Annotated in this window: 18 protein-coding genes and 2 pseudogenes; 18 read left to right on the forward strand and 2 right to left on the reverse strand. The window is 35.1% G+C overall.

All coding sequences use genetic code 11. The features are described 5' to 3' along the window. The first annotated feature begins 99 nt into the window (after window positions 1-99). Both ACYVEC_RS06765 and ACYVEC_RS06770 read left to right on the forward strand, forming a co-directional pair. Window positions 100-1161: an oxidoreductase gene (locus tag ACYVEC_RS06765; protein ID WP_336448366.1), complete on the forward strand. Its 1062-nt coding sequence runs from the start codon at window positions 100-102 to the stop codon at window positions 1159-1161. A 32-nt stretch (window positions 1162-1193) separates the two neighbouring features. Then, window positions 1194-1931, forward strand: coding sequence for a GntR family transcriptional regulator (locus tag ACYVEC_RS06770; RefSeq protein ID WP_063221901.1), 738 nt, complete (start codon window positions 1194-1196; stop codon window positions 1929-1931). Window positions 1932-1995: 64 nt separating this feature from the next. Here the strand turns inward: ACYVEC_RS06770 and ACYVEC_RS06775 are convergent, their stop codons facing one another. Beyond that, window positions 1996-2340, reverse strand: coding sequence for a winged helix-turn-helix transcriptional regulator (locus tag ACYVEC_RS06775; protein ID WP_000860825.1), 345 nt, complete (start codon window positions 2338-2340; stop codon window positions 1996-1998). A gap of 618 nt (window positions 2341-2958) precedes the next feature. Here ACYVEC_RS06775 and spxA point away from each other — a divergent pair. The 16 genes and pseudogenes from spxA (at window position 2959) to ACYVEC_RS06855 (ending at window position 18953) form a co-directional block, all read left to right on the forward strand. Further along, window positions 2959-3354, forward strand: a complete 396-nt coding sequence (spxA, locus tag ACYVEC_RS06780; RefSeq protein ID WP_000261181.1) for a transcriptional regulator SpxA — start codon at window positions 2959-2961, stop codon at window positions 3352-3354. A gap of 47 nt (window positions 3355-3401) precedes the next feature. Continuing rightward, window positions 3402-3536, forward strand: a complete 135-nt coding sequence (locus ACYVEC_RS06785; protein ID WP_063221899.1) for a BA3454 family stress response protein — start codon at window positions 3402-3404, stop codon at window positions 3534-3536. A 105-nt stretch (window positions 3537-3641) separates the two neighbouring features. Next, window positions 3642-3776: a BA3454 family stress response protein gene (locus ACYVEC_RS06790; protein ID WP_000573529.1), complete on the forward strand. Its 135-nt coding sequence runs from the start codon at window positions 3642-3644 to the stop codon at window positions 3774-3776. Window positions 3777-3970: 194 nt separating this feature from the next. Continuing rightward, window positions 3971-4384, forward strand: coding sequence for an Rrf2-family transcriptional regulator SaiR (gene saiR / locus ACYVEC_RS06795; protein ID WP_063221898.1), 414 nt, complete (start codon window positions 3971-3973; stop codon window positions 4382-4384). Between the two features lie 126 nt (window positions 4385-4510). Next, complete coding sequence (locus tag ACYVEC_RS06800) at window positions 4511-4846, forward strand: IDEAL domain-containing protein (protein WP_460505978.1); 336 nt, start codon at window positions 4511-4513, stop codon at window positions 4844-4846. Window positions 4847-4918: 72 nt separating this feature from the next. Then, window positions 4919-5041 (forward strand): annotated as a pseudogene (locus ACYVEC_RS06805) (DUF3888 domain-containing protein); the annotation flags it as partial. Between the two features lie 1052 nt (window positions 5042-6093). Then, entirely contained in the window at window positions 6094-7413 is a 1320-nt protein-coding gene (locus ACYVEC_RS06810; protein WP_001014166.1) for an aromatic amino acid transport family protein, read from the forward strand. A gap of 141 nt (window positions 7414-7554) precedes the next feature. Then, window positions 7555-8008 (forward strand): annotated as a pseudogene (locus ACYVEC_RS06815) (STAS/SEC14 domain-containing protein). Window positions 8009-8248: 240 nt separating this feature from the next. Further along, entirely contained in the window at window positions 8249-8758 is a 510-nt protein-coding gene (locus ACYVEC_RS06820; protein WP_142332853.1) for a heme-degrading domain-containing protein, read from the forward strand. Window positions 8759-9180: 422 nt separating this feature from the next. Next, window positions 9181-10665 carry a glucose-6-phosphate dehydrogenase gene (gene zwf / locus ACYVEC_RS06825; protein WP_063221894.1) on the forward strand — a complete coding sequence of 495 codons (1485 nt, stop codon included), beginning with the start codon at window positions 9181-9183 and terminating at the stop codon, window positions 10663-10665. 39 nt (window positions 10666-10704) lie between these two features. Then, window positions 10705-12699, forward strand: coding sequence for a transketolase (gene tkt, locus ACYVEC_RS06830; RefSeq protein ID WP_063221893.1), 1995 nt, complete (start codon window positions 10705-10707; stop codon window positions 12697-12699). Window positions 12700-12811: 112 nt separating this feature from the next. Beyond that, window positions 12812-13705, forward strand: a complete 894-nt coding sequence (gene gnd, locus ACYVEC_RS06835; RefSeq protein ID WP_001195919.1) for a phosphogluconate dehydrogenase (NAD(+)-dependent, decarboxylating) — start codon at window positions 12812-12814, stop codon at window positions 13703-13705. A gap of 51 nt (window positions 13706-13756) precedes the next feature. Continuing rightward, window positions 13757-14425 (forward strand): fructose-6-phosphate aldolase, encoded by a 669-nt coding sequence (gene fsa, locus ACYVEC_RS06840; protein ID WP_000667675.1) that lies wholly within the window; start codon window positions 13757-13759, stop codon window positions 14423-14425. Between the two features lie 406 nt (window positions 14426-14831). After that, a complete protein-coding gene (gene gntP, locus ACYVEC_RS06845; protein ID WP_460505982.1) occupies window positions 14832-16157 on the forward strand; it encodes a gluconate permease GntP in 1326 nt (441 codons plus the stop codon). A 65-nt stretch (window positions 16158-16222) separates the two neighbouring features. Further along, a complete protein-coding gene (gntK, locus tag ACYVEC_RS06850) occupies window positions 16223-17764 on the forward strand; it encodes a gluconokinase (protein ID WP_063221890.1) in 1542 nt (513 codons plus the stop codon). 121 nt (window positions 17765-17885) lie between these two features. Next, window positions 17886-18953, forward strand: coding sequence for a lactonase family protein (locus tag ACYVEC_RS06855; RefSeq protein WP_460505984.1), 1068 nt, complete (start codon window positions 17886-17888; stop codon window positions 18951-18953). Window positions 18954-19135: 182 nt separating this feature from the next. Here the strand turns inward: ACYVEC_RS06855 and ACYVEC_RS06860 are convergent, their stop codons facing one another. Next, the gene (locus ACYVEC_RS06860) at window positions 19136-19312 is read right to left on the reverse strand and encodes a DUF1272 domain-containing protein (protein ID WP_001207874.1); all 177 of its coding nucleotides are present in this window, start codon (window positions 19310-19312) and stop codon (window positions 19136-19138) included. Window positions 19313-19382 lie beyond the last annotated feature (70 nt).

A 19382-nucleotide genomic window follows, 5' to 3' on the forward strand; every position in this document is an offset into this window, starting at 1 on the left:
TTTATTATATATATTTAAAATCAAAACTATATACTTTTAATAATAAAAATATATAATAAAAATAGAAACAAAATTTTATAAGCAAGGAAGTTGAAGAATATGACATTAACAATGGGCTTTATTGGATTTGGAAAATCAGCTAAACGCTATCATTTACCGTATGTAAATACACGTAAAAATATAAAAGTAAAAACGATTTTTGGCCGCCAAATTAGTGAAGAATTAGCGGCTCCATATAAGAGTAAAGGTGTTTATTTCACTACTGATTTGGACGAATTGTTGAATGACAAAGAAATCCAAGTAGTGACAATCTGTACGCCAGCACATACGCATTACGAATTAGCGAAAAAAGTTATACTTGCTGGGAAATCGGTTATCGTTGAAAAACCATTTTGCGATACAGTAGAACATGCGAAAGAATTATTAGCTTTAGGACGAGAGAAAGGTGTAGTAGTTATGCCTTATCAAAACCGTCGTTTTGATGGTGATTTCTTAGCTGTTAAGCAAGTTGTGGAACAAGGATTCCTTGGTGATATTGTTGAGGTTGAATCACACATTGATTACTTCCGTCCTGGCTCCATCTCTCATGAAGCTCCAAAAGAAGAAGGTTCATTCTACAGTTTAGGTATTCATACGATGGACCGTATGATTTCATTATTTGGCCGTCCAGATACTGTTACATACGATATTCGTAATAATGAAGTGGAAGGTGCGGTTGATAATTATTTCGATGTTGGTCTACATTACGGAAATCAGTTGAAAATTAATCTGAAAACGAACCATGTTGTAGCGAAAGATTATCCACGCTTTATCGTTCATGGAACAAATGGATCGTTTATTAAATACGGTGAAGATCAGCAGGAAAATGATTTGAAAGCGGGTATTATGCCTGAGAGTGCAGGATTTGGTGAAGATTCACCGATGTACTATGGAGTTGCTAAATATCGTAATGCAAATGGTGACTGGATTGAAAAACAAATTAAAACGCCGCTTGGTGATTACGGTCGTTTCTATGATGCAGCGTATGACACAATTGTAAATGGTGCACCAAAACTTGTGAAAGACGAAGAAGCGGTAACGAATATTGAAATCTTGGAAAACGGATTTGTTGCTCCATCACCTTCAGTTTACAAACTTGAGGCTTTAAACTTGAATGAATAGAAGAGGGGATACAGCATAAAGGAGGTATGGAAATGGCAAGCGGATCAACACAAGTAAAATACCTCGGCATTTACCAAAAAATTAAACAGCAAATTTTAGACGGCGAATATAAAATTAATGAAAAAATTCCAAGTAGCCCCGTCCTTGCTGAAGAATTTGGTGTTTCAGCTCTTACTATTAAAAAAGCGCTGGATCTGTTAGTGAGAGACGGATACATCATCCGCCGCCGCGGAAGTGGAACAGTCGTTCAAGATTGGCGTCAGCAGGAAAAGGCACGAATGATTCAAACTTTAACAGGTACGAAAGCCGTTTATGGCAGTGAGGTAGAAAGTGAAATTATCGAGTTTACGATTGTCGGTGCCGATGAAATCATTGCTGAAAAATTGGGCATTTCAGTGGGGGATTTTGTATATAAAATCATCCGTCTCCGCATCATTCACAGTATTCCAACGATTATGGAGCATACATGGATGCCTATTTCGGTCATCCCAGGTGTTGAAGCTTCGGTTTTAGAGGAATCGATCTACTCGCACATTCAAAATAAACTTGGACTTGAAGTAGGAACATCCGTTGTTAGGGTCAAAGGGGTTCGCCCAGATGATAGGGAAAAGCAATTTATGAACTTAACAATTCAAGATTTCTTAATGAGAGTTGAACAAGTAGCCTATTTAACGGACGGGCGCACTTTTGAGTACTCTTATGCTGATCACCTGCCGGAAACCTTTGAATTCGAAACAGTCATTACCGCAAAAAGTTATAGAGAGGCATAAAAAATAGGTTGGGGCAAGTATTGCCTCGACCTATTTTTTGTTTTCAATATAGTAGGAACAGTTACTATTCATCAGCTGTAATAAGCATGGACGTATTCCCGTTTTTTTCAAGATGAACTTCTCCCCAAGTGCAGAGGGAATCGAGTATGGCTCCTAAAGAAGAACCGTAATCCGTTAAAGAGTACTCTACTTTTGGTGGCACTTGGTCATACACTTTTCTTTGGATTACATCGTCTTCTTCTAGTTCACGTAATTGCTGTGTTAACATTTTTTGTGTAATACCAGGCATTAAACGTTTTAATTCGCTCGTTCTTTTTGTTCCTTTCTTTAAATGGCAAAGGATAACAACTTTCCATTTTCCGCCAATAACTTCTAAAGTCGCTTCTACAGGAATATTATATGTTTTCATAAAAAAACTCCTTTGATGAATTTAGATTACAGTTTTGGACCTAAATACGTTGTAATGCTAAAATTATTTCTTTTTAGTGCCTATAACACTTTAAAGTGCTTACTATTTATTGTGCTAAATATCGTTCATAATAACCGATGTAAGAGAGAAGTAAGCAGAACTACACTAGAAAGTTTATACGTTACTTTTTAGTACCTATAACACTTTAAAGTGCGTACTTGTTATTATGTTAAATATCGTCCATAATAACACATGTAAGTAAGAAATGAATAAAATGCACTTTGAAGTGCATTGGAAATTGGTTAGCATAATACTATGGGAACCATCCACACAAAAAAATGATTAATTAATCCAAGACTTAACATTTGATTAATAGAACTGTAAGGTTTAAAATTACAGTATAGATTTAAGAAGTGAGTTGTCATCATCTGTAAATGTAATTTCAATCATTTTATAAAAGAAGCATGAAAAGAAACGAATAGTAGAAATAAACGAAACATTGCCGAATAAATAATATTACGTGTATTTGATTCTAAACTGTAATTTTTTTTAATACATTTCAATAACCGATATTTAAAATGTACGTTTCATAAAGAACATTAAAGGAGTGAGTGAAATATGGTGGTTTTATATACAACAGCAAGCTGTGGTTCATGCCGAAAAGCGAAAGCATGGCTGGAGGAGAATCAAATTGATTATACTGAAAAAAATATCGTATCCAATTCTATGACAGTGGATGAACTTAAATCCATTCTTCGTTTAACTGAAGAGGGTGCTACTGAAATTATTTCAACTAGATCCAAAACTTTTCAAGACTTAAATATAAATATAGATGAGCTTTCGCTGAATGAATTTTATAAATTAATAATTGAGCATCCGCTAATGTTGCGTCGCCCAATTATGCTGGACGAGAAAAGATTACAGATTGGTTTTAATGAAGAAGAAATTCGTAAATTTTTACCACGTAGCGTTCGAACGTTCTTAAATATTGAACTGCAAAAGTTGGCTAATTAATAAGTAATATTTTTCAAGAAAAGTTTTTTGAAAGGAGGAAACCGGAGATGATAGAAGTATGTGTTACAGTCAATTATAACGATAGAAATTATCAAACAAATGTTATTGTGAATAAAGATACGATATGGACAAAAATCAAACAGTTGGCAGAAGAACAAGTCAAAAAACAGTGGGGCTTTTAATTTGGATTATTTAAAAATTGAAGTTATAGGTTAGAGACTATAACTAAACCCAAGATTTGTCAGCGATTAAATATAAAAAAATTTTTTGAAAGGAGGAAGCAAAAAATGATAGAAGTATGCGTTACAGTTAATTATAACGATAGAAATTATCAAACAAATGTTATTGTGAATAAAGATACGATATGGACAAAAATCAAACAGTTGGCAGAAGAGCAAGTGAAGAAACAATGGAGTCTTTAAATGTATTTTTAATTTAAAAAGCTAAATGGAGTTATGGGATATAGGTGAGTTCGGATAGAATATAAAAGAATTTATTTCTTCATGATTAGAATGAATTTTATATATTTTAATGTTCGACTAACGTATCTGTAATATTTATGGCTACAGTAAGTTAACATGCCAGAAACATTATTCTTTATCGTAGGAGGAAAACCATGAGCAGCGACTTTACCTTGGCCATTCACAGTTTAACTTATTTAGCTCTACAGCCAGACCGAATGTCAACAAGTAATACTATTTCAGAAAGTGCAGGTGTTCACCCAGTACGCATTCGTAAAGTGCTAAGTTTGTTAAAAAAACATAAGTTTATTCAATCAAAAGAGGGGACTGGTGGAGGTTTTATTTTCGCTCGGGATTTAAGTGAAGTTAACCTCTGGCATATTTATCAAATAACCTCTGAAGGTGCGTTGCAACCTAAGTGTCCGGAATCAAATGATCAGTGTATTGTAGGTTTGAATATGCAAAAAGTTCTCTTCACTATTTTTTTAGGTGCGGAAGAACATCTAGGTGAATACTTAAAGAACTATACAATGCAAGAAATTGTTGATCTTATCAATCAAGAACGTTAAACGGCTTAAATGTTATATAGTCGTAAGTTTTTAAAAATTAAATGTAATAGAAAATATTACAGTTTAATTTTGTTTTTTATTTCTTGTTTATCGTCATTAAAAATAATTTTAAGAAGGTGAAAAAGTATGATGTCAAATAATAATCATGTTTTAAAAGTAGGAGATTGGGTTCGAGGAGTATCAAATGAGGGTGAATTCATAGTTGGTTACATTGTATCACTTGATGAAGCGGAAGATGTAGTTACAGTTAGTATAGTGAAACATGACGACAAGTACACAATAAACGAAGCGATTTTACTCTTTAGTAAACATGTTAACAAACTCCCTGAATCAAAGGTAATAAATAAGGAGCAAATCCTTTATCTTATAGACCTTGCATTATTAACAGGAGACGAAGAATGGTTTATCGAGCTTTCTTCAAAATTAAACTCGATCAAAGAGTTAGTTAATGAGGGGTTTTAATTTGTTAGGTTGTGCAATAATCAATAAAATCCTCTCTTTTGTTGCATCTTAATAAAAGAGAGGATTGATGTTATGGAAATAAGACTAACAATGGTTAGCATTATGTGTTTTCTTAGTTTTATATTACCCTGTATTTCTGTTCAGGCAATTGTAAAAAAGGAAAACAATATAAACGTAAACTTTGACATAGAGATATTCCTGAAGAAGAGTTAAAAAAACTAGAATTAAGATGACATTGTATTGAGGTGTTTGCACACTCCTGATAATGATTATTATGTAAATAAGCTGCCCGATATGGGTAGCTTATTTTATTTTTTTTCGTTTAGCGTAGGTTTTTGTAAAATGTTAGTGGTCTCTTATTGCCATAAAGTAAAAAACGTATCTTCCTAAAAATGTATATGAATGCAATAGCGATAATCTATATCCTGAAAAATGGTTTATACATTCAAAACGATATTTGTTTTTAACCACATTAATTGTTTATTAGAATATCTTTTCTAGTTTGAAATAAAATTTTTTGACAAATAATGATATAAATATTTTTATGATGAGTAACTTGAATAAGTAATATATTAGTGTATTTTATGCTAATTAATTCAATTTTAAGTGATAGGAACAAGGGTTGCGTGCTAACTGTAAATTATTATCCATATAAAATTATACCCATTAAATATTTCTGAAAATATAAAAATATTAATTTTATAAATATACACGTTATAATGAGGGCGTCGAGAGAAATTTTATTATCTCTGGAGAAAATATAAAAAATGCGATTATTAGTAAGAAAGGTGTGTGATTAGAGGCGAAATGTATGTAAAGTGCTTCAGTGGCTTGTGTAATCAATACCATAAATGCTGCCGAAGTTATTAAAGTGATGTATAGAATTGAGAAAGAAATGACTCGCAAATTAAGAGAGGCCGGTTTAGCTAAATTTACTGTTAAAAGTAAAAAAGAGAAACCATTAAAGTAATACACTGTTATTAGAAATGTTGCAACGTATTTATGAAGTCTATTCTATATTGTTCTCTTAAGGGTCTTTATATAAAGAGCGGATATTACGAGTAAACTTTTTTGTGAACGCTAACAATTATATTAGGACGCTAACTAGCGAATGTTTCAATTTGGATTTATTATGATGAAGGACATGCAATGTGGGGCAACTTGTAAGGAATTCATTTTCCAAAAAAGGAAAATATTCGTTAGCTAAAAAGGGAGATGCAGGAATAGATACAAGGGGGAGTTATTATATGAACGGGAATACTGCAAAGAAAATAGAAGTTCAAGCTGAAAATACCGCACTAAAAAATGAGCAATATGCAGATCCGAAAAAGTGGCATAAGCAGGATACTACATGGGCATTGAGTCTATTTGGAACTGCAATTGGAGCAGGGGTGCTCTTTTTACCGATTAATGCAGGTTCAGGTGGTTTATTATCTTTACTACTAATTACATTACTTGCATATCCAGTTATGTACTACTCACATAGGGCACTTGCTAAAATGATATACGCTTCTAATTCTGCTGATGAGGGGATCACAGGTACAATTAGAGAGTATTTCGGAAATAAAGCGAGTATCATTTTTAACATCGTATATTTCGGTTCAATTTATACAATCGTACTAATGTATTCGGTTGCGCTTACAAATACTGCAAGTAGTTTTATCGTGCATCAATTGCACATGCCAGAACCTCCAAGGGCTATTTTATCACTTGTATTAGTTCTTGGTCTTATCGCTATACTGAATTTTGGTCAAGATATTACTGTAAAGGTAATGAGTATGCTAGTGTATCCTTTCATAGCTTCTCTACTTTTTATCGCAATATCTTTAATTCCACAGTGGAATACGTCAATGCTTAGTTTTTCAGCTGTTTCTACTGCTTCAACAGGAACAGGATATTTTGGAACGATATTAATGATTCTACCAATCATCGTATTCTCATTTAATCATTCACCTATGATTTCATCATTTGTTGTGAAACAGAGAGCTACGTATGGGATCGAAGCCACTGATGCTAAATGTGCGCAAATACAAAAGGTTTGTTATATCATGACATTTGCGGTTGTTATGTTCTTCGTCTGGAGCAGTACATTGAGTTTGACTCCAGATGATATTAAAATGGCAAAAGAGCAGAACTTATCAATCCTTTCATATCTTGCTAATGAGCTTAATTCGCCTGTAATCACTATTGCAGCTCCTATCATTGCTTTTGTGGCTATTACAAAGTCTTTCCTTGGCCACTATATCGGAGCATATGAGGTAATGCGTGACGTGATTATGAAGTTTGGTAAAACACGTGGAAAAGATATAGAAGAAAAAACAATTAAGACAATAATCCTTACTTTTGTCGTATTAACATGCTGGTATGTTGCTTATGCAAATCCAAGTATTCTTGGAATTATTGATTCACTTAGCGGTCCATTAGTTGCTGCTATCTTATGTCTATTACCGATGTATGCAATCAATAAAGTAGCGGTACTAGCTAAATACAAAGGGAAAATGAGCAACGTATTTGTTATTATTGTAGGTGTCCTTACTGTTTTAGCAAGTATTAAGTCATTATTCTAATTCACGATTGTTAGTTCTAATGCAAAATAAAATAGAACGATTTTGGGACAGGCTTCTCCGTTTGGAGAGTCTGTCCCTTTTTAAATTAACGACAAAAGATTATCTTTCACATAGGTGCTATTTGTACATAAGGTTGCTTTAATGCGTAACACTTTTATCCGTATTGATTTTATGAGATTTTTACGCATAATTGTAACTAAGGGAGATGATTCCAAGTTGAGTAATTCGAATATAAGCACAACGGTTTCAGGAGATATAAATTGTTACCCGTCTTATCGGCAAGATTAAAACAGATGATGTTTATGAATGGTTTAATGGTTTCGAGCAGGTTTGTCAGCAGTTCATTTCCGAGGGGCGGAAATACAGATTGTTGGTAGATAGAAAAGGATACACGCCAGATCATTTTTCTGTTCAAAAAGCATGGAAAGAGAAGTTTTTCAATGAAACGATTTTGAATCACAGTAAGGCAATTGCTTTTCTCCATGAAGAAGGGGAGATAATGAATTATTTACAACAATCTAATACAAAAGAATCTGTAAAATTTTTTGATGATTATGAACAAGCATTCATTTGGTTGAATGAATATCCCATATGAAATTGTTAGCGAACCAGTTGCTCGATCAACTGGTTTTTTTATGCTTGTAATGTTGTCGTTGTCTATGTATTTTGTACCATCCGGATCACGGAAGTAAAAAACTTCTATACGAAATGTTTAGTACGAAAGGACATACATTTTTAATGTGTTAAATATAATTCATAATAGCACCAAGAAGAAAAGAATACGCTTTACGGTAGAAAGTTCGTACGATAGAGTCACATAAATTCAAAAATATCAATGTGGCATAAAGTGATTAAGGGGGATAAAGATATGAGTACTTCAAATCTAAATGAAATAAGTAAACAAATTTTAATAGAAGAGGAAACACTTCAATTTTCTTCTTTTACAAATGAAGATGCTTTGCAAATAGGTTTATTTATCGTTGAAACAGCGAGGCAAGAGGGGAAATTGATTGCTGTTGATATAGCAAAAAATGGTGTGCAACTATTTCATTTCAAGATGACGGGGACAACTGAGGAAAATACGAAATGGATTGAGCGTAAAAAACGAGTCGTTTCCCTGCACAATCATAGCTCGTATTATATGCAAATACAAAGTGAAATAACTGGAATTCCATATAATGAAAAATATCTTTTAGATAGCTCGGAATATGCTGCGTTTGGTGGTTGCGTTCCTGTCCAAATAAAAGACGTAGGAGTTATTGGAATGATAACAGTTTCAGGATTACCACCAGAAGAAGATCATGAGTTGGTTATAAGGGCAGTTAAAAATCATTTGAAGCAATAATAAAAAGGCAAAACCAAACAAGAATATGTTAGGTTTTGCCTTTTTATTATTCATTTTATGTAATGAACATATTTCTAATCTTTCCTAACAAATAGACAAGCCCGAAAAGATGTTACGGAATGATAAATCTTTAATTCGAGACACTTTACTTGACGATTATAATCTATGTAGTTAATATGATATACATAAAATAACTTAATTACTTTTAATAATTAAGTTATTTTATATAAGCTTAACTGAGTAAGTAGGATGTGGGGAAAATGCTTTGAATTGCCACTATTAATATTGGGGACAATTAGAAAGCGAAAGGTATAAAAAGAATTGGAATTTGATAACTCTTTGTTTTTTATAAAAACATGAGCTTCTGTACAATTCATTTTGAATATATTGACCAGTATTATACAACAAGAGGGGGACTAAAATTGGAATCAATGACCTTTGTTTTATTTGGAGCGACAGGGGACTTAGCGAAACGCAAAATTTACCCCGCACTATATAACTTATATAGAGATCAAAAGCTTCCAAAGCAAATATCCGTTATCGGGCTTGGGAGACGTCAAGTATCTCATGAAGATTTTCAAAAAAGAATAAAAGAATCAATAGAGACGTTTTCCCGTCATAGAGAAGAAGGTACTCCAGAACTCGAAAGTTTTTTAGATAATTTTCGTTATTGCCCATTAGATGTGAGTAAGCCGGAAGACTATGAGAGATTATTACAAGTTGTTCGTGAAAGGGAAGAAGAACTACATATACAAGGTAATAGAATGTTCTATCTTTCAGTTGCACCTGAATTTTTCGAGACAATTGCTTTAAATATTAAGGAAAGCGGACTCGATAAAACGGATGGATGGAAACGTCTGATGATCGAGAAACCGTTTGGGCACGATCTTAAATCTGCGCGTGAGCTTAACGATAAGCTTAGTCGAACGTTTGAAGAAGACGAGATATACCGTATTGATCATTATTTAGGTAAGCCGATGATTCAAAACCTTGAAGCACTTGAATTTGCAAATCCTGTTCTTCAATCGATTTGGAATAAAGAACATATAGCGAATGTACAAATCACAGCGAGTGAAACAGTTGGGGTTGAAGAAAGAGCAGGATATTATGATCAGGCAGGAGCCATTCGTGATATGGTTCAAAATCATATGTTACAAATATTAATGATGACTGCTATGAATCTGCCGGAAAAAATTAACGCATGTGAAATTCGAGAGGAAAAGCGAAAGGTAATGGAAACGCTTCGTAAAGTGAAAAAAGAAGACGTTCACAACCATATCATTCGCGGACAGTACTCTTCAGGAGAGATAAATGGTCAACAAGTTGTATCATATAAAGAGGAGCCAGGAGTAAATCCTTCTTCTAACATAGACACATTTGTTGCTGCTCGCTTGTGGATCGATAATCCATTTTGGACAGGCGTTCCTTTCTATATCCGAACAGGAAAACGAATGAAAGAAAAGTCTACTCGTATTGTAATCGAATTTAAAAATACGTTAAAACAACAATATCAAGATAATAATCCAAATGCAGCACCTAACTTATTAATAATTGAAATTAGCCCAGGTGAGAATGTTTCATTACAGTTAAATAGTAAAAATCCATTGAAAAATGGAGAAATTGAACCGATCCGTATTAACTTTACTTGTGAGCAAGCGGATGTGGGAGTACCTGAAGCGTATGAAAGACTCATTCATGATGCTGTGAGTGGAGACGCTACATTCTTTGCACATTGGAGAGAAGTTGAATTGTCATGGGAATGGGTACAACCAATTCTTGAAGCATTTGAGGAAAACTTATTGCCACTTCATGAATATGAGTCGGGTTCATATGGTCCAGATGCGTCTAATGAACTATTGCAAGAAAGTGAATTTAAATGGTGGTTAGATCAAAAAACGGAAAAATAAGTACTTTCTTTAATGAAAGCATTTAGGGGGACGATTACTATGACACAAAATATAAATCAATTAGCAGTGAATACACTTCGTACGTTATCAATTGATGCTATTAATGCGGCAAATTCAGGTCATCCGGGTCTTCCGATGGGAGCAGCACCAATGGCTTATGCACTATGGGCGAATCATTTAAATCACAATCCTAATCATCCAAAATGGTTTAACCGTGATCGATTCGTTTTATCGGCGGGACATGGATCGAGCCTACTATATAGCTTACTTCATTTAGCTGGATATGACGTTTCAATTGATGACTTGAAAAGCTTCAGAAAGTTAAATAGTAAAACACCAGGACATCCTGAGTTTGGTCATACTTCCGGAGTTGAAGCGACTACAGGCCCGTTAGGACAAGGAATTGCCAATGCTGTCGGAATGGCAATGGCAGAAGCGCATTTAGCAGCGAAGTTTAATAAGGATGGTCACTCTATTATAGATCATAATACGTACGCTTTAGTTGGAGACGGTGATTTAATGGAGGGTGTCGCTTATGAAGCGATGTCAATGGCGGGGCATATGAAACTTGGCAAGTTAATTGTGCTGTATGATTCAAATGAAATTTCACTTGATGGTGAATTAAACATTGCTTTCTCTGAAGATATTCAGAAAAGGGTAGAATCTGCCCATTGGCAATATGTAAGAGTTGAGGATGGAAACGATGTTGATGCTATTACAAAAGCTATTCAATTAGCGAAAGACAATACGGACCAACCTACTCTTATAGAAATTAGAACCATTATAGGTTACGGAAGTCCAAAAGTTGCTGGAACGAACAAAGCACATGGCAACCCGCTTGGAGTAGAAGAGGCAACAGCGACAAAACAAGTGTATGGTTGGCATTATGAGGAAGACTTCTTTGTACCGGAAGAAGTAACAGCTCATTTTAATGAACTGAAACAAAAAGGTATTGAAAAAGAGAACGAATGGAATGAGCAGTTCAACTTATACAGAGAGTCGAACCCTGCACTAGCAGATGAATTAGAAAAAGCGATTACAGGTGAGGTTTTAATTGAAGCGAAAGACATTTTATCCTTCGATACTGAAAAAACGATTTCAACTCGTGTTGCAAGTGGGGAAGCTATTAATCATTATGTGAAATCGATTCCTTCTATTTTCGGTGGAAGTGCGGATCTTTCTCATTCCACGATGACAGATATAAAAGGTGAAGCAGTGTATGCAGTAGAATCGTATGCTGGCCGAAATATATACTTCGGTGTACGTGAACATGCAATGGGCGCGGCAGCGAATGGACTGGCTCTTCATGGAGGAGTAAAACCGTTCGTAAGTACATTCTTTGTATTTAATGATTACCTTCGTCCGTCTATTCGACTGGCTGCATTGCAAAAGTTACCTGTTACTTACGTATTCACACATGATTCGATCGCTGTAGGAGAAGATGGTCCAACGCATGAACCAATTGAACAATTGGCAGCTCTTCGGGCAATTCCTGGTTTAACAGTTATCCGCCCATCAGATGCAAATGAAACAGCAAGTGCGTGGGCTTATGCTTTACAGCAAACGGATGGTCCAGTCGTTTTAGTACTCAGCCGTCAAAATTTACCGGTGTTTCATGAAACGAAAGCGAACATAGAGAATCTTTCTAAAGGCGCTTACGTATTAGCACAAACGAATGAAAATCCGGATGTAATTTTAATTGCAACAGGTTCTGAAGTATCCTTAGCTGCTAGTGCAAAAGCGAAACTAGAAGAAGACAATGTCTCTGTTCGTATCGTTGCAATGCCAAGCTGGGAGCTATTCGATCACCAATCGAAAGAATATAAAGAATCCGTTCTTCCGTCTTCTGTAACGAAACGAGTATCTCTTGAGATGGGTGTATCTCTCGGTTGGGAACGTTATGTAGGACAAGAAGGAAAAATATTATCAATTGAAACATTTGGAGCTTCAGGAACTGGGGCTGAAGTCATGAATCTATTTGGATTTACGACAGAAAATGTTGTTCAAATTACAAAAAATGTATTGAATTCTTAAGCTATGACTGTGAATACCTTTCTGGACAGATCAACTTATCAGTGCTGAAAGGTATTCAAAATCGTAGTGATATGGATTTTTAATAAAAGATGATTTGAGGAGGAATTATATTATGCAAGTAGGATTAATTGGTTTAGGTAAAATGGGATTAAATTTAGGGAAAAATTTAATGGATCATAAACACGAGGTAGCAGCATTTGATTTAAATACGAGCGCAGTAGAAGAAATGAAAGAGTATGGGGCTACAGGTACATCTAGTTTAAGTGAACTTGTTCAGTCATTACAATCACCAAGAATTCTTTGGGTAATGGTACCACACGCTGTTGTTGATTCTGTTATTGATGAGGTTACACCATTGCTTTCAAAAGGAGATATTTTAATTGAAGCGGGTAATTCACATTATAAAGAGTCTATTCGCCGATATGAGCAATTAAAGAAAGATGGCATTCACTTTATGGATGCAGGAACTTCTGGCGGAATGGAAGGCGCTCGTAATGGTGCTTGTTACATGATCGGAGGAGATCAAGAAGCTTGGGACATTGTTGAACCTATCTTCCGCGATACTGCTGTAGAAAATGGATTCTTATATGCTGGAAAAGCTGGTAGTGGTCACTTCTTAAAAATGGTTCACAACGGAATTGAATACGGTATGATGGCTGCTATTGGTGAAGGATTTGAGATTCTAGAGAAAAGTGAATTTGACTACGATTATGAAAAAGTATCAAAAGTATGGAACAACGGTTCAGTAATCCGTTCATGGTTAATGGAATTAACAGAAAATGCATTTTCTAAAGATGCAAAACTGGATGAAATTAAGGGTGTTATGCATTCTTCTGGTGAAGGAAAATGGACAGTAGAAACAGCATTAGATCTTCAAACAGCAACTCCTGTCATCGCAATGTCGTTATTAATGCGCTATCGCTCATTAGACAATGATACATTTACAGGAAAAGTAGTAGCAGCTCTGCGCAATGAATTTGGCGGACATGCTGTAGAAAAGAAATAAACATCTTAAAAATTTAACTCATTGACGTTTAAAAAATGGAGGGAATAGATCATGAAGTTTTTTATTGATACTGCAAATCTTGAGGACATAAAAAAAGCATATAAACTTGGAGTTTTAGCTGGTGTTACAACAAATCCGTCTTTAGTAGCGAAAGAGGGCATTAAGTTTGAAGACCGAATTGCAGAAATTTGTCAGGCAGTACCTAAAGTTGAATCTGTTTCGGCAGAAGTAACGCCAGATGCTGTTACAGCTGAAGAGATGATCGCCCAAGCAGAAGAACTGATTAAAATTAACGGTGGCGATGAAAAAGTTACAATTAAACTTCCGATGACACTAGCAGGATTAGAAGCTTGTCGCTACCTTACTGAAAAAGGTGTTAAAACGAACGTTACACTTATCTTCACGGTGAACCAAGCACTTTTAGCTGCCCGAGCAGGTGCAACGTACGTTTCTCCATTTTTAGGACGTTTAGATGATATTTCTGAAGATGGTGTGCTCTTAGTTGCGAAAATTGCTGAGCTATTCGATATTCATCAATTAGATACACAAATTATTGCAGCTTCTGTCAGACACCCAGATCATGTAACTCGTGTAGCGATGGCAGGTGCTCACATTGCAACAATCCCTTATAAAGTAATTGAACAACTTGCTATGCATCCATTAACAGATCAAGGTATTGAAAAGTTCGCTGCAGATTGGGCAAAAGCACCTAAATTATAATATATGAAAGTGAAGGAGGCTTTCCGAAAATTGCTTTTCATGAGAGGACAGATTCCTAGGTAACTTCATCGTTTAACTTGGATCCCGAGTTTGGAGTCTTACTACGTGAAAACAGCAAGAGAAGAAAGTGTCATTCACTTTTGAAGAAGGAAAAGTTGCTCACGTGAAGCGTTTATCACAATAACGTTATAATTATTAAAGAGAAATCCCCTTATTAGAGAGATGGGTTAAAGTGTATCTCTGATAAGGGAGATTCTTTTTATATAAATCATTATGATGTGAATCTGCTTTTTAAGTGTATATCAATATGTAAATGTATCTTTTACTCAAGAAAGAACTATATAGGTTCTCTTAATTATAAAGTAATTTTGAAAGGGTTTACATAAAGGGTTAGGTGGAATTGAGTATGAATATGTATCTTTTAATTATTACATTATTATCGATTGTAATTGTTATTTTAGGGGTGTCGTGGTGGAGATGGCATGCATTTATTAGTTTAACGATTGCAAGTTTGTTTTTAGCAATTATGTCTGGAATGCCAATGGATAAAATAGTGAGTGCTTATGAAACGGGAGTCGGAAGTGTTCTCGGGCATTTAGTAGGTATTTTAGTTTTAGGTACAATTTTAGGGAAAATGATGGCAGAATCAGGTGCAGGAATGCAAGTGGCAGAGTTCTTTATTAAATCCTTTGGAATAAAAAACTTACCATGGGCGATGTTAATTGCAGGTTTTATTATTGGAATTCCGGTGTTTTTTGAAGTAGGCATTTTAATATTATTGCCGTTAGTAATTTCTATTCATAAAACAACGAAACAAAATATTTTATTGATAACATTACCAGCAATTGCTGGGCTATCTGTCGTACACGGCCTTGTTCCTCCGCATCCAGGGGCAATCGTTGCAATTGGTATTTATAAAGCGAATCTTGGGAAGGTACTATTGTATTCACTCATTATTACATTTTTTGCAGCGATTATTGCAGGTCCTATATTCGCTAAATGGATTCACAAACGTGTAATTCCTGAAAATGAGCCAGAATTGATTCGTGTAAATACAAAATCAACGAAATTACCAGGAATAGGAGTTTCATTTTTAGTTATTTTGTTACCTGTTATGTTAATGGTTTTAGCTGCAGCAGCTCCTTATGTGCCTCTTTCTACTACTTTGATGAAGATTGTCACATTAATCGGTAGTCCTATAATTGCGCTATTGATTGCATGTTTTGCAGCGTTCTATTTTCTTGGATTTCGTCAAGGTATCGATAAAAAGGCGATTAAGAAGGTAACAGAAGATAGCTTATTACCAATCGGTTCTATTGTTGCGATTATTGGTGCTGGCGGCGGATTTAAGCAAATTCTTATCGATAGTGGCGTAGGGAATGCTATTGCTCAAATGTCTGAGCATTTAGCTCTATCCCCAATTGTATTAGCATTTATGGTAGCTGGATTAATTCGAATTGCGACAGGATCAGCGACAGTCGCCTTAACAACAGCAGCGGGTATCGTTTCACCAATCGTTGAAAATACGACAGGTGTGAATTTAGAATTACTCGTCATTGCAACAGGTGCAGGAGCATTAATGTTTTCTCACGTAAACGATGCTGGGTTCTGGATGGTAAAAGAATACCTAGGGTTAACAGTGAAAGAAACATTTAAAACATGGACAGTATTAGAAACATTACTTTCATTTATCGCTTTTGGAGGCGTTTTATTACTCGATATGTTTGTTTAAAATAAGGATACTTTTATATGAATTTAGAAAGATAGCTGTAGCGATTTTTTTGTTAGGAGGAAGAAATGGTGAGTTCAAAATATATGATTGGTGTAGATATTGGGACAACTAGTACAAAATCAGTTCTATTTTCTACTGATGGATCTGTTATTGCAAGTCATGGAATTGAATATCCTTTATATTCTCCCACGCCAGAAACAGCAGAACAAGACCCAGAAGAAATTTTTCATGCAGTAATAAATACGATTAAAGAAACTGTACGAGTAAGTAGTGTACAGCCGAATGATATTCTTTGTGTCTCTTTTAGTTCGGCAATGCATAGTATCATTGCTGTAGATGAAAAGGGGAATCCATTAACGAGATGTATTACATGGGCAGATAATAGAAGTGCAAGCTGGGCAGAAAAAATAAAGAATGATATGAATGGTCATGAAATTTATTTACGTACTGGGACACCAATCCATCCGATGTCACCACTTTCGAAATTAGTTTGGTTACAGAATGAGCAGGCAGAATTGTTCGCAAAAAGTTATAAATTTATTTCGATCAAAGAATATGTTTTTTATAAGTTATATAAGGAATATGTAATTGATTATTCAATAGCATCAGCAACAGGAATGTTCAATTTGAAATCTTTAAAATGGGATGAGGAAGCTCTTCGTGTTGCAGGGATTTCTGATGAAAAGCTTTCTAAACTTGTTCCAACGACGCACAGCTTAATAGGACTAGATGAAGAACTTGCAAAAGAGATGAATGTACTTGTTTCTACGCCTTTTGTAGTAGGAGCGAGTGATGGAGTACTATCAAACTTAGGTGTAAATGCAATAGATCCTGGGGTTGTGGCTGTTACAATTGGTACAAGCGGCGCGATACGTGCTGTAACAAATCGTCCTGTAACAGATCCAAAAGGTAGAATCTTTTGTTACGCTCTAACTGAAGACCATTGGGTAATCGGTGGACCAGTTAATAACGGCGGTATGATTTTTAGGTGGGCTCGTGATCAATTAGGCACTTCAGAGATTGAACTTGCGAAGCGTTTAGGAAAAGATCCATATGAAGTGCTTACTGAAATAGCAGCAAAAGTGAATCCGGGATCTGACGGTTTATTATTTCACCCGTATTTAGCGGGGGAAAGAGCTCCTTTATGGAATGCAAATGCGCGAGGATCTTTCTTTGGACTTGGATTGCACCATAAGAAAGAACATCTGATTCGTGCTGTTTTAGAAGGGGTAATTTATAACTTATATACGGTTCTACTTGCTTTAAAAGAGCTAATTGGCGAACCGAAAAAAATTCAAGCGACAGGCGGTTTTGCAAGATCGGAACTTTGGAGACAGATGATGGCGGATATCTTCCATCAAGACGTATATGTTCCCGAAAGTTTCGAAAGCTCTTGCTTAGGAGCTGCAATCCTCGGTTTATATAGTTTAGGTGAAGTAGATACGTTACATGTAGTTTCTGAAATGGTTGGGGCAAATTTTTATCATGAACCAAACATGGAAAGTGTAGAAAAATATAAAGATTTAACACCAATCTATATTCGTCTGTCACGTCAATTGGAAGAAGAATATGAAAGTATAGCAGCGTATCAAAAAAAGTGGGTTTAAAGGCTATTTAGCAGAGAAATATGGTAACGTATAAAGAGGTACTCCAATTTTTTTAGGATACTCTTTCAACATAAAATATTTTAAGAAGTATGATGAACGAAAAATATAGGGAGAGAGGGTTATGAAAATGAAGGGAAACAAAGAGTTTATTGGATATGTTGGAACATACACGAAAGAAAATAGTGAAGGAATATATAAGTTTACTTTAGATACGGAAGCCAAAAAAATTAGTAATGTAACACTTGCGGCAAAGCTGGATAACCCTACATATGTAACGATTAACCGAAATAATGAATATCTCTATTCTGTTGTTAAGGAAGGCGAATCTGGTGGTGTAGCTGCTTATTCGATTGATAGTAAAACTGGGGAGCTAAAGGAAGAACATAGACAAGTAGTAGAAGGGGCTTCCCCTTGTCATGTGAGTGTTGATAGTGGAAATCATACAGTAGTTACAGCAAATTACCATAAAGGAACGATTGAGTCTTTTGAAGTAAATGAAGAAGATGGAACTGTAAATCCTGCCGCATCTATTATGGCACATGAAGGTTCAGGTCCGAATAAAGAAAGACAAGAAAAACCACATGCACATTACGCGGGATATACTCCTGATGAAAAATATGTAGTGGGCGTTGATTTAGGGATAGATAAATTAATTACGTATGAAATAAAAGATAGTACATTAACAGAAGTGAATAGCTTGTCTGTAAATCCAGGAAGTGGTCCGAGACATATTACTTTTCATCCAAATGGAAAGTATGCGTATGTGATGACTGAGCTTAGTTCAGAGGTTATTGTGTTAACATATAATCCGTCAGAAGGGGCCTTTACAGAATTACAGTATATTTCTACCATTCCTGAAGCATTTGATGAAAATAATCAAGGAAGTGCGATTCATATTTCTTCTGACGGTAGTTTTGTATATGCAGGTAATCGTGGTCATAATAGTATTGCTGTTTTCAGTGTGGATCAAAACTCAGGTGAGCTTACATTTGTTGAACATACATCTACAGAAGGAAATTGGCCAAGAGACTTTGTATTAGATCCTACTGAAAAGTTCCTTGTTGCTACAAATGAAAAGTCACATAATCTTGTACTATTTTCAAGAAATGAAACGACAGGGAAGTTAACACTATTACAATCTGATGTTGTTGTACCAGAGCCTGTTTGTGTTAAATTTTTAAATATTTAAGTTGTGTTGAAGCTGAATGGGTATAGAGATGTCGTTATTTGTCGGTAAGTCGATATCCTTTGGCGAAACGTCGATATATTGAAAAAATCGTTGATATATTTGAAGTTGTGTTCGATATATTTGAAAAATCGTTGATATAATTTCAGCTGTCTAAAAAAAGCAAAGCGATATCGCTTTGCTTTTTACTGTTTCTTTTTCGGTCTGCGTACTAACTCGCCGCCGCAGTTTGGACAAACGTTATGTCTTTCTTCTGTACACGGTGCGCAAAATGTACATTCATACACGCAAATGTAAGCTTCAGAATCTTGCTCGAGCGATTGGTCGCAAATTTGACAGTTTGTTTTCATTTGTAGTGCCATAGTAATTCTCCTTTTAGTTTGAATTTTTATAATTTAATTATAATTCATTGGGTAGAAACTGTCTTTTTCA

It is taken from the genome of Bacillus sp. MN7755 (genome assembly GCF_054771475.1).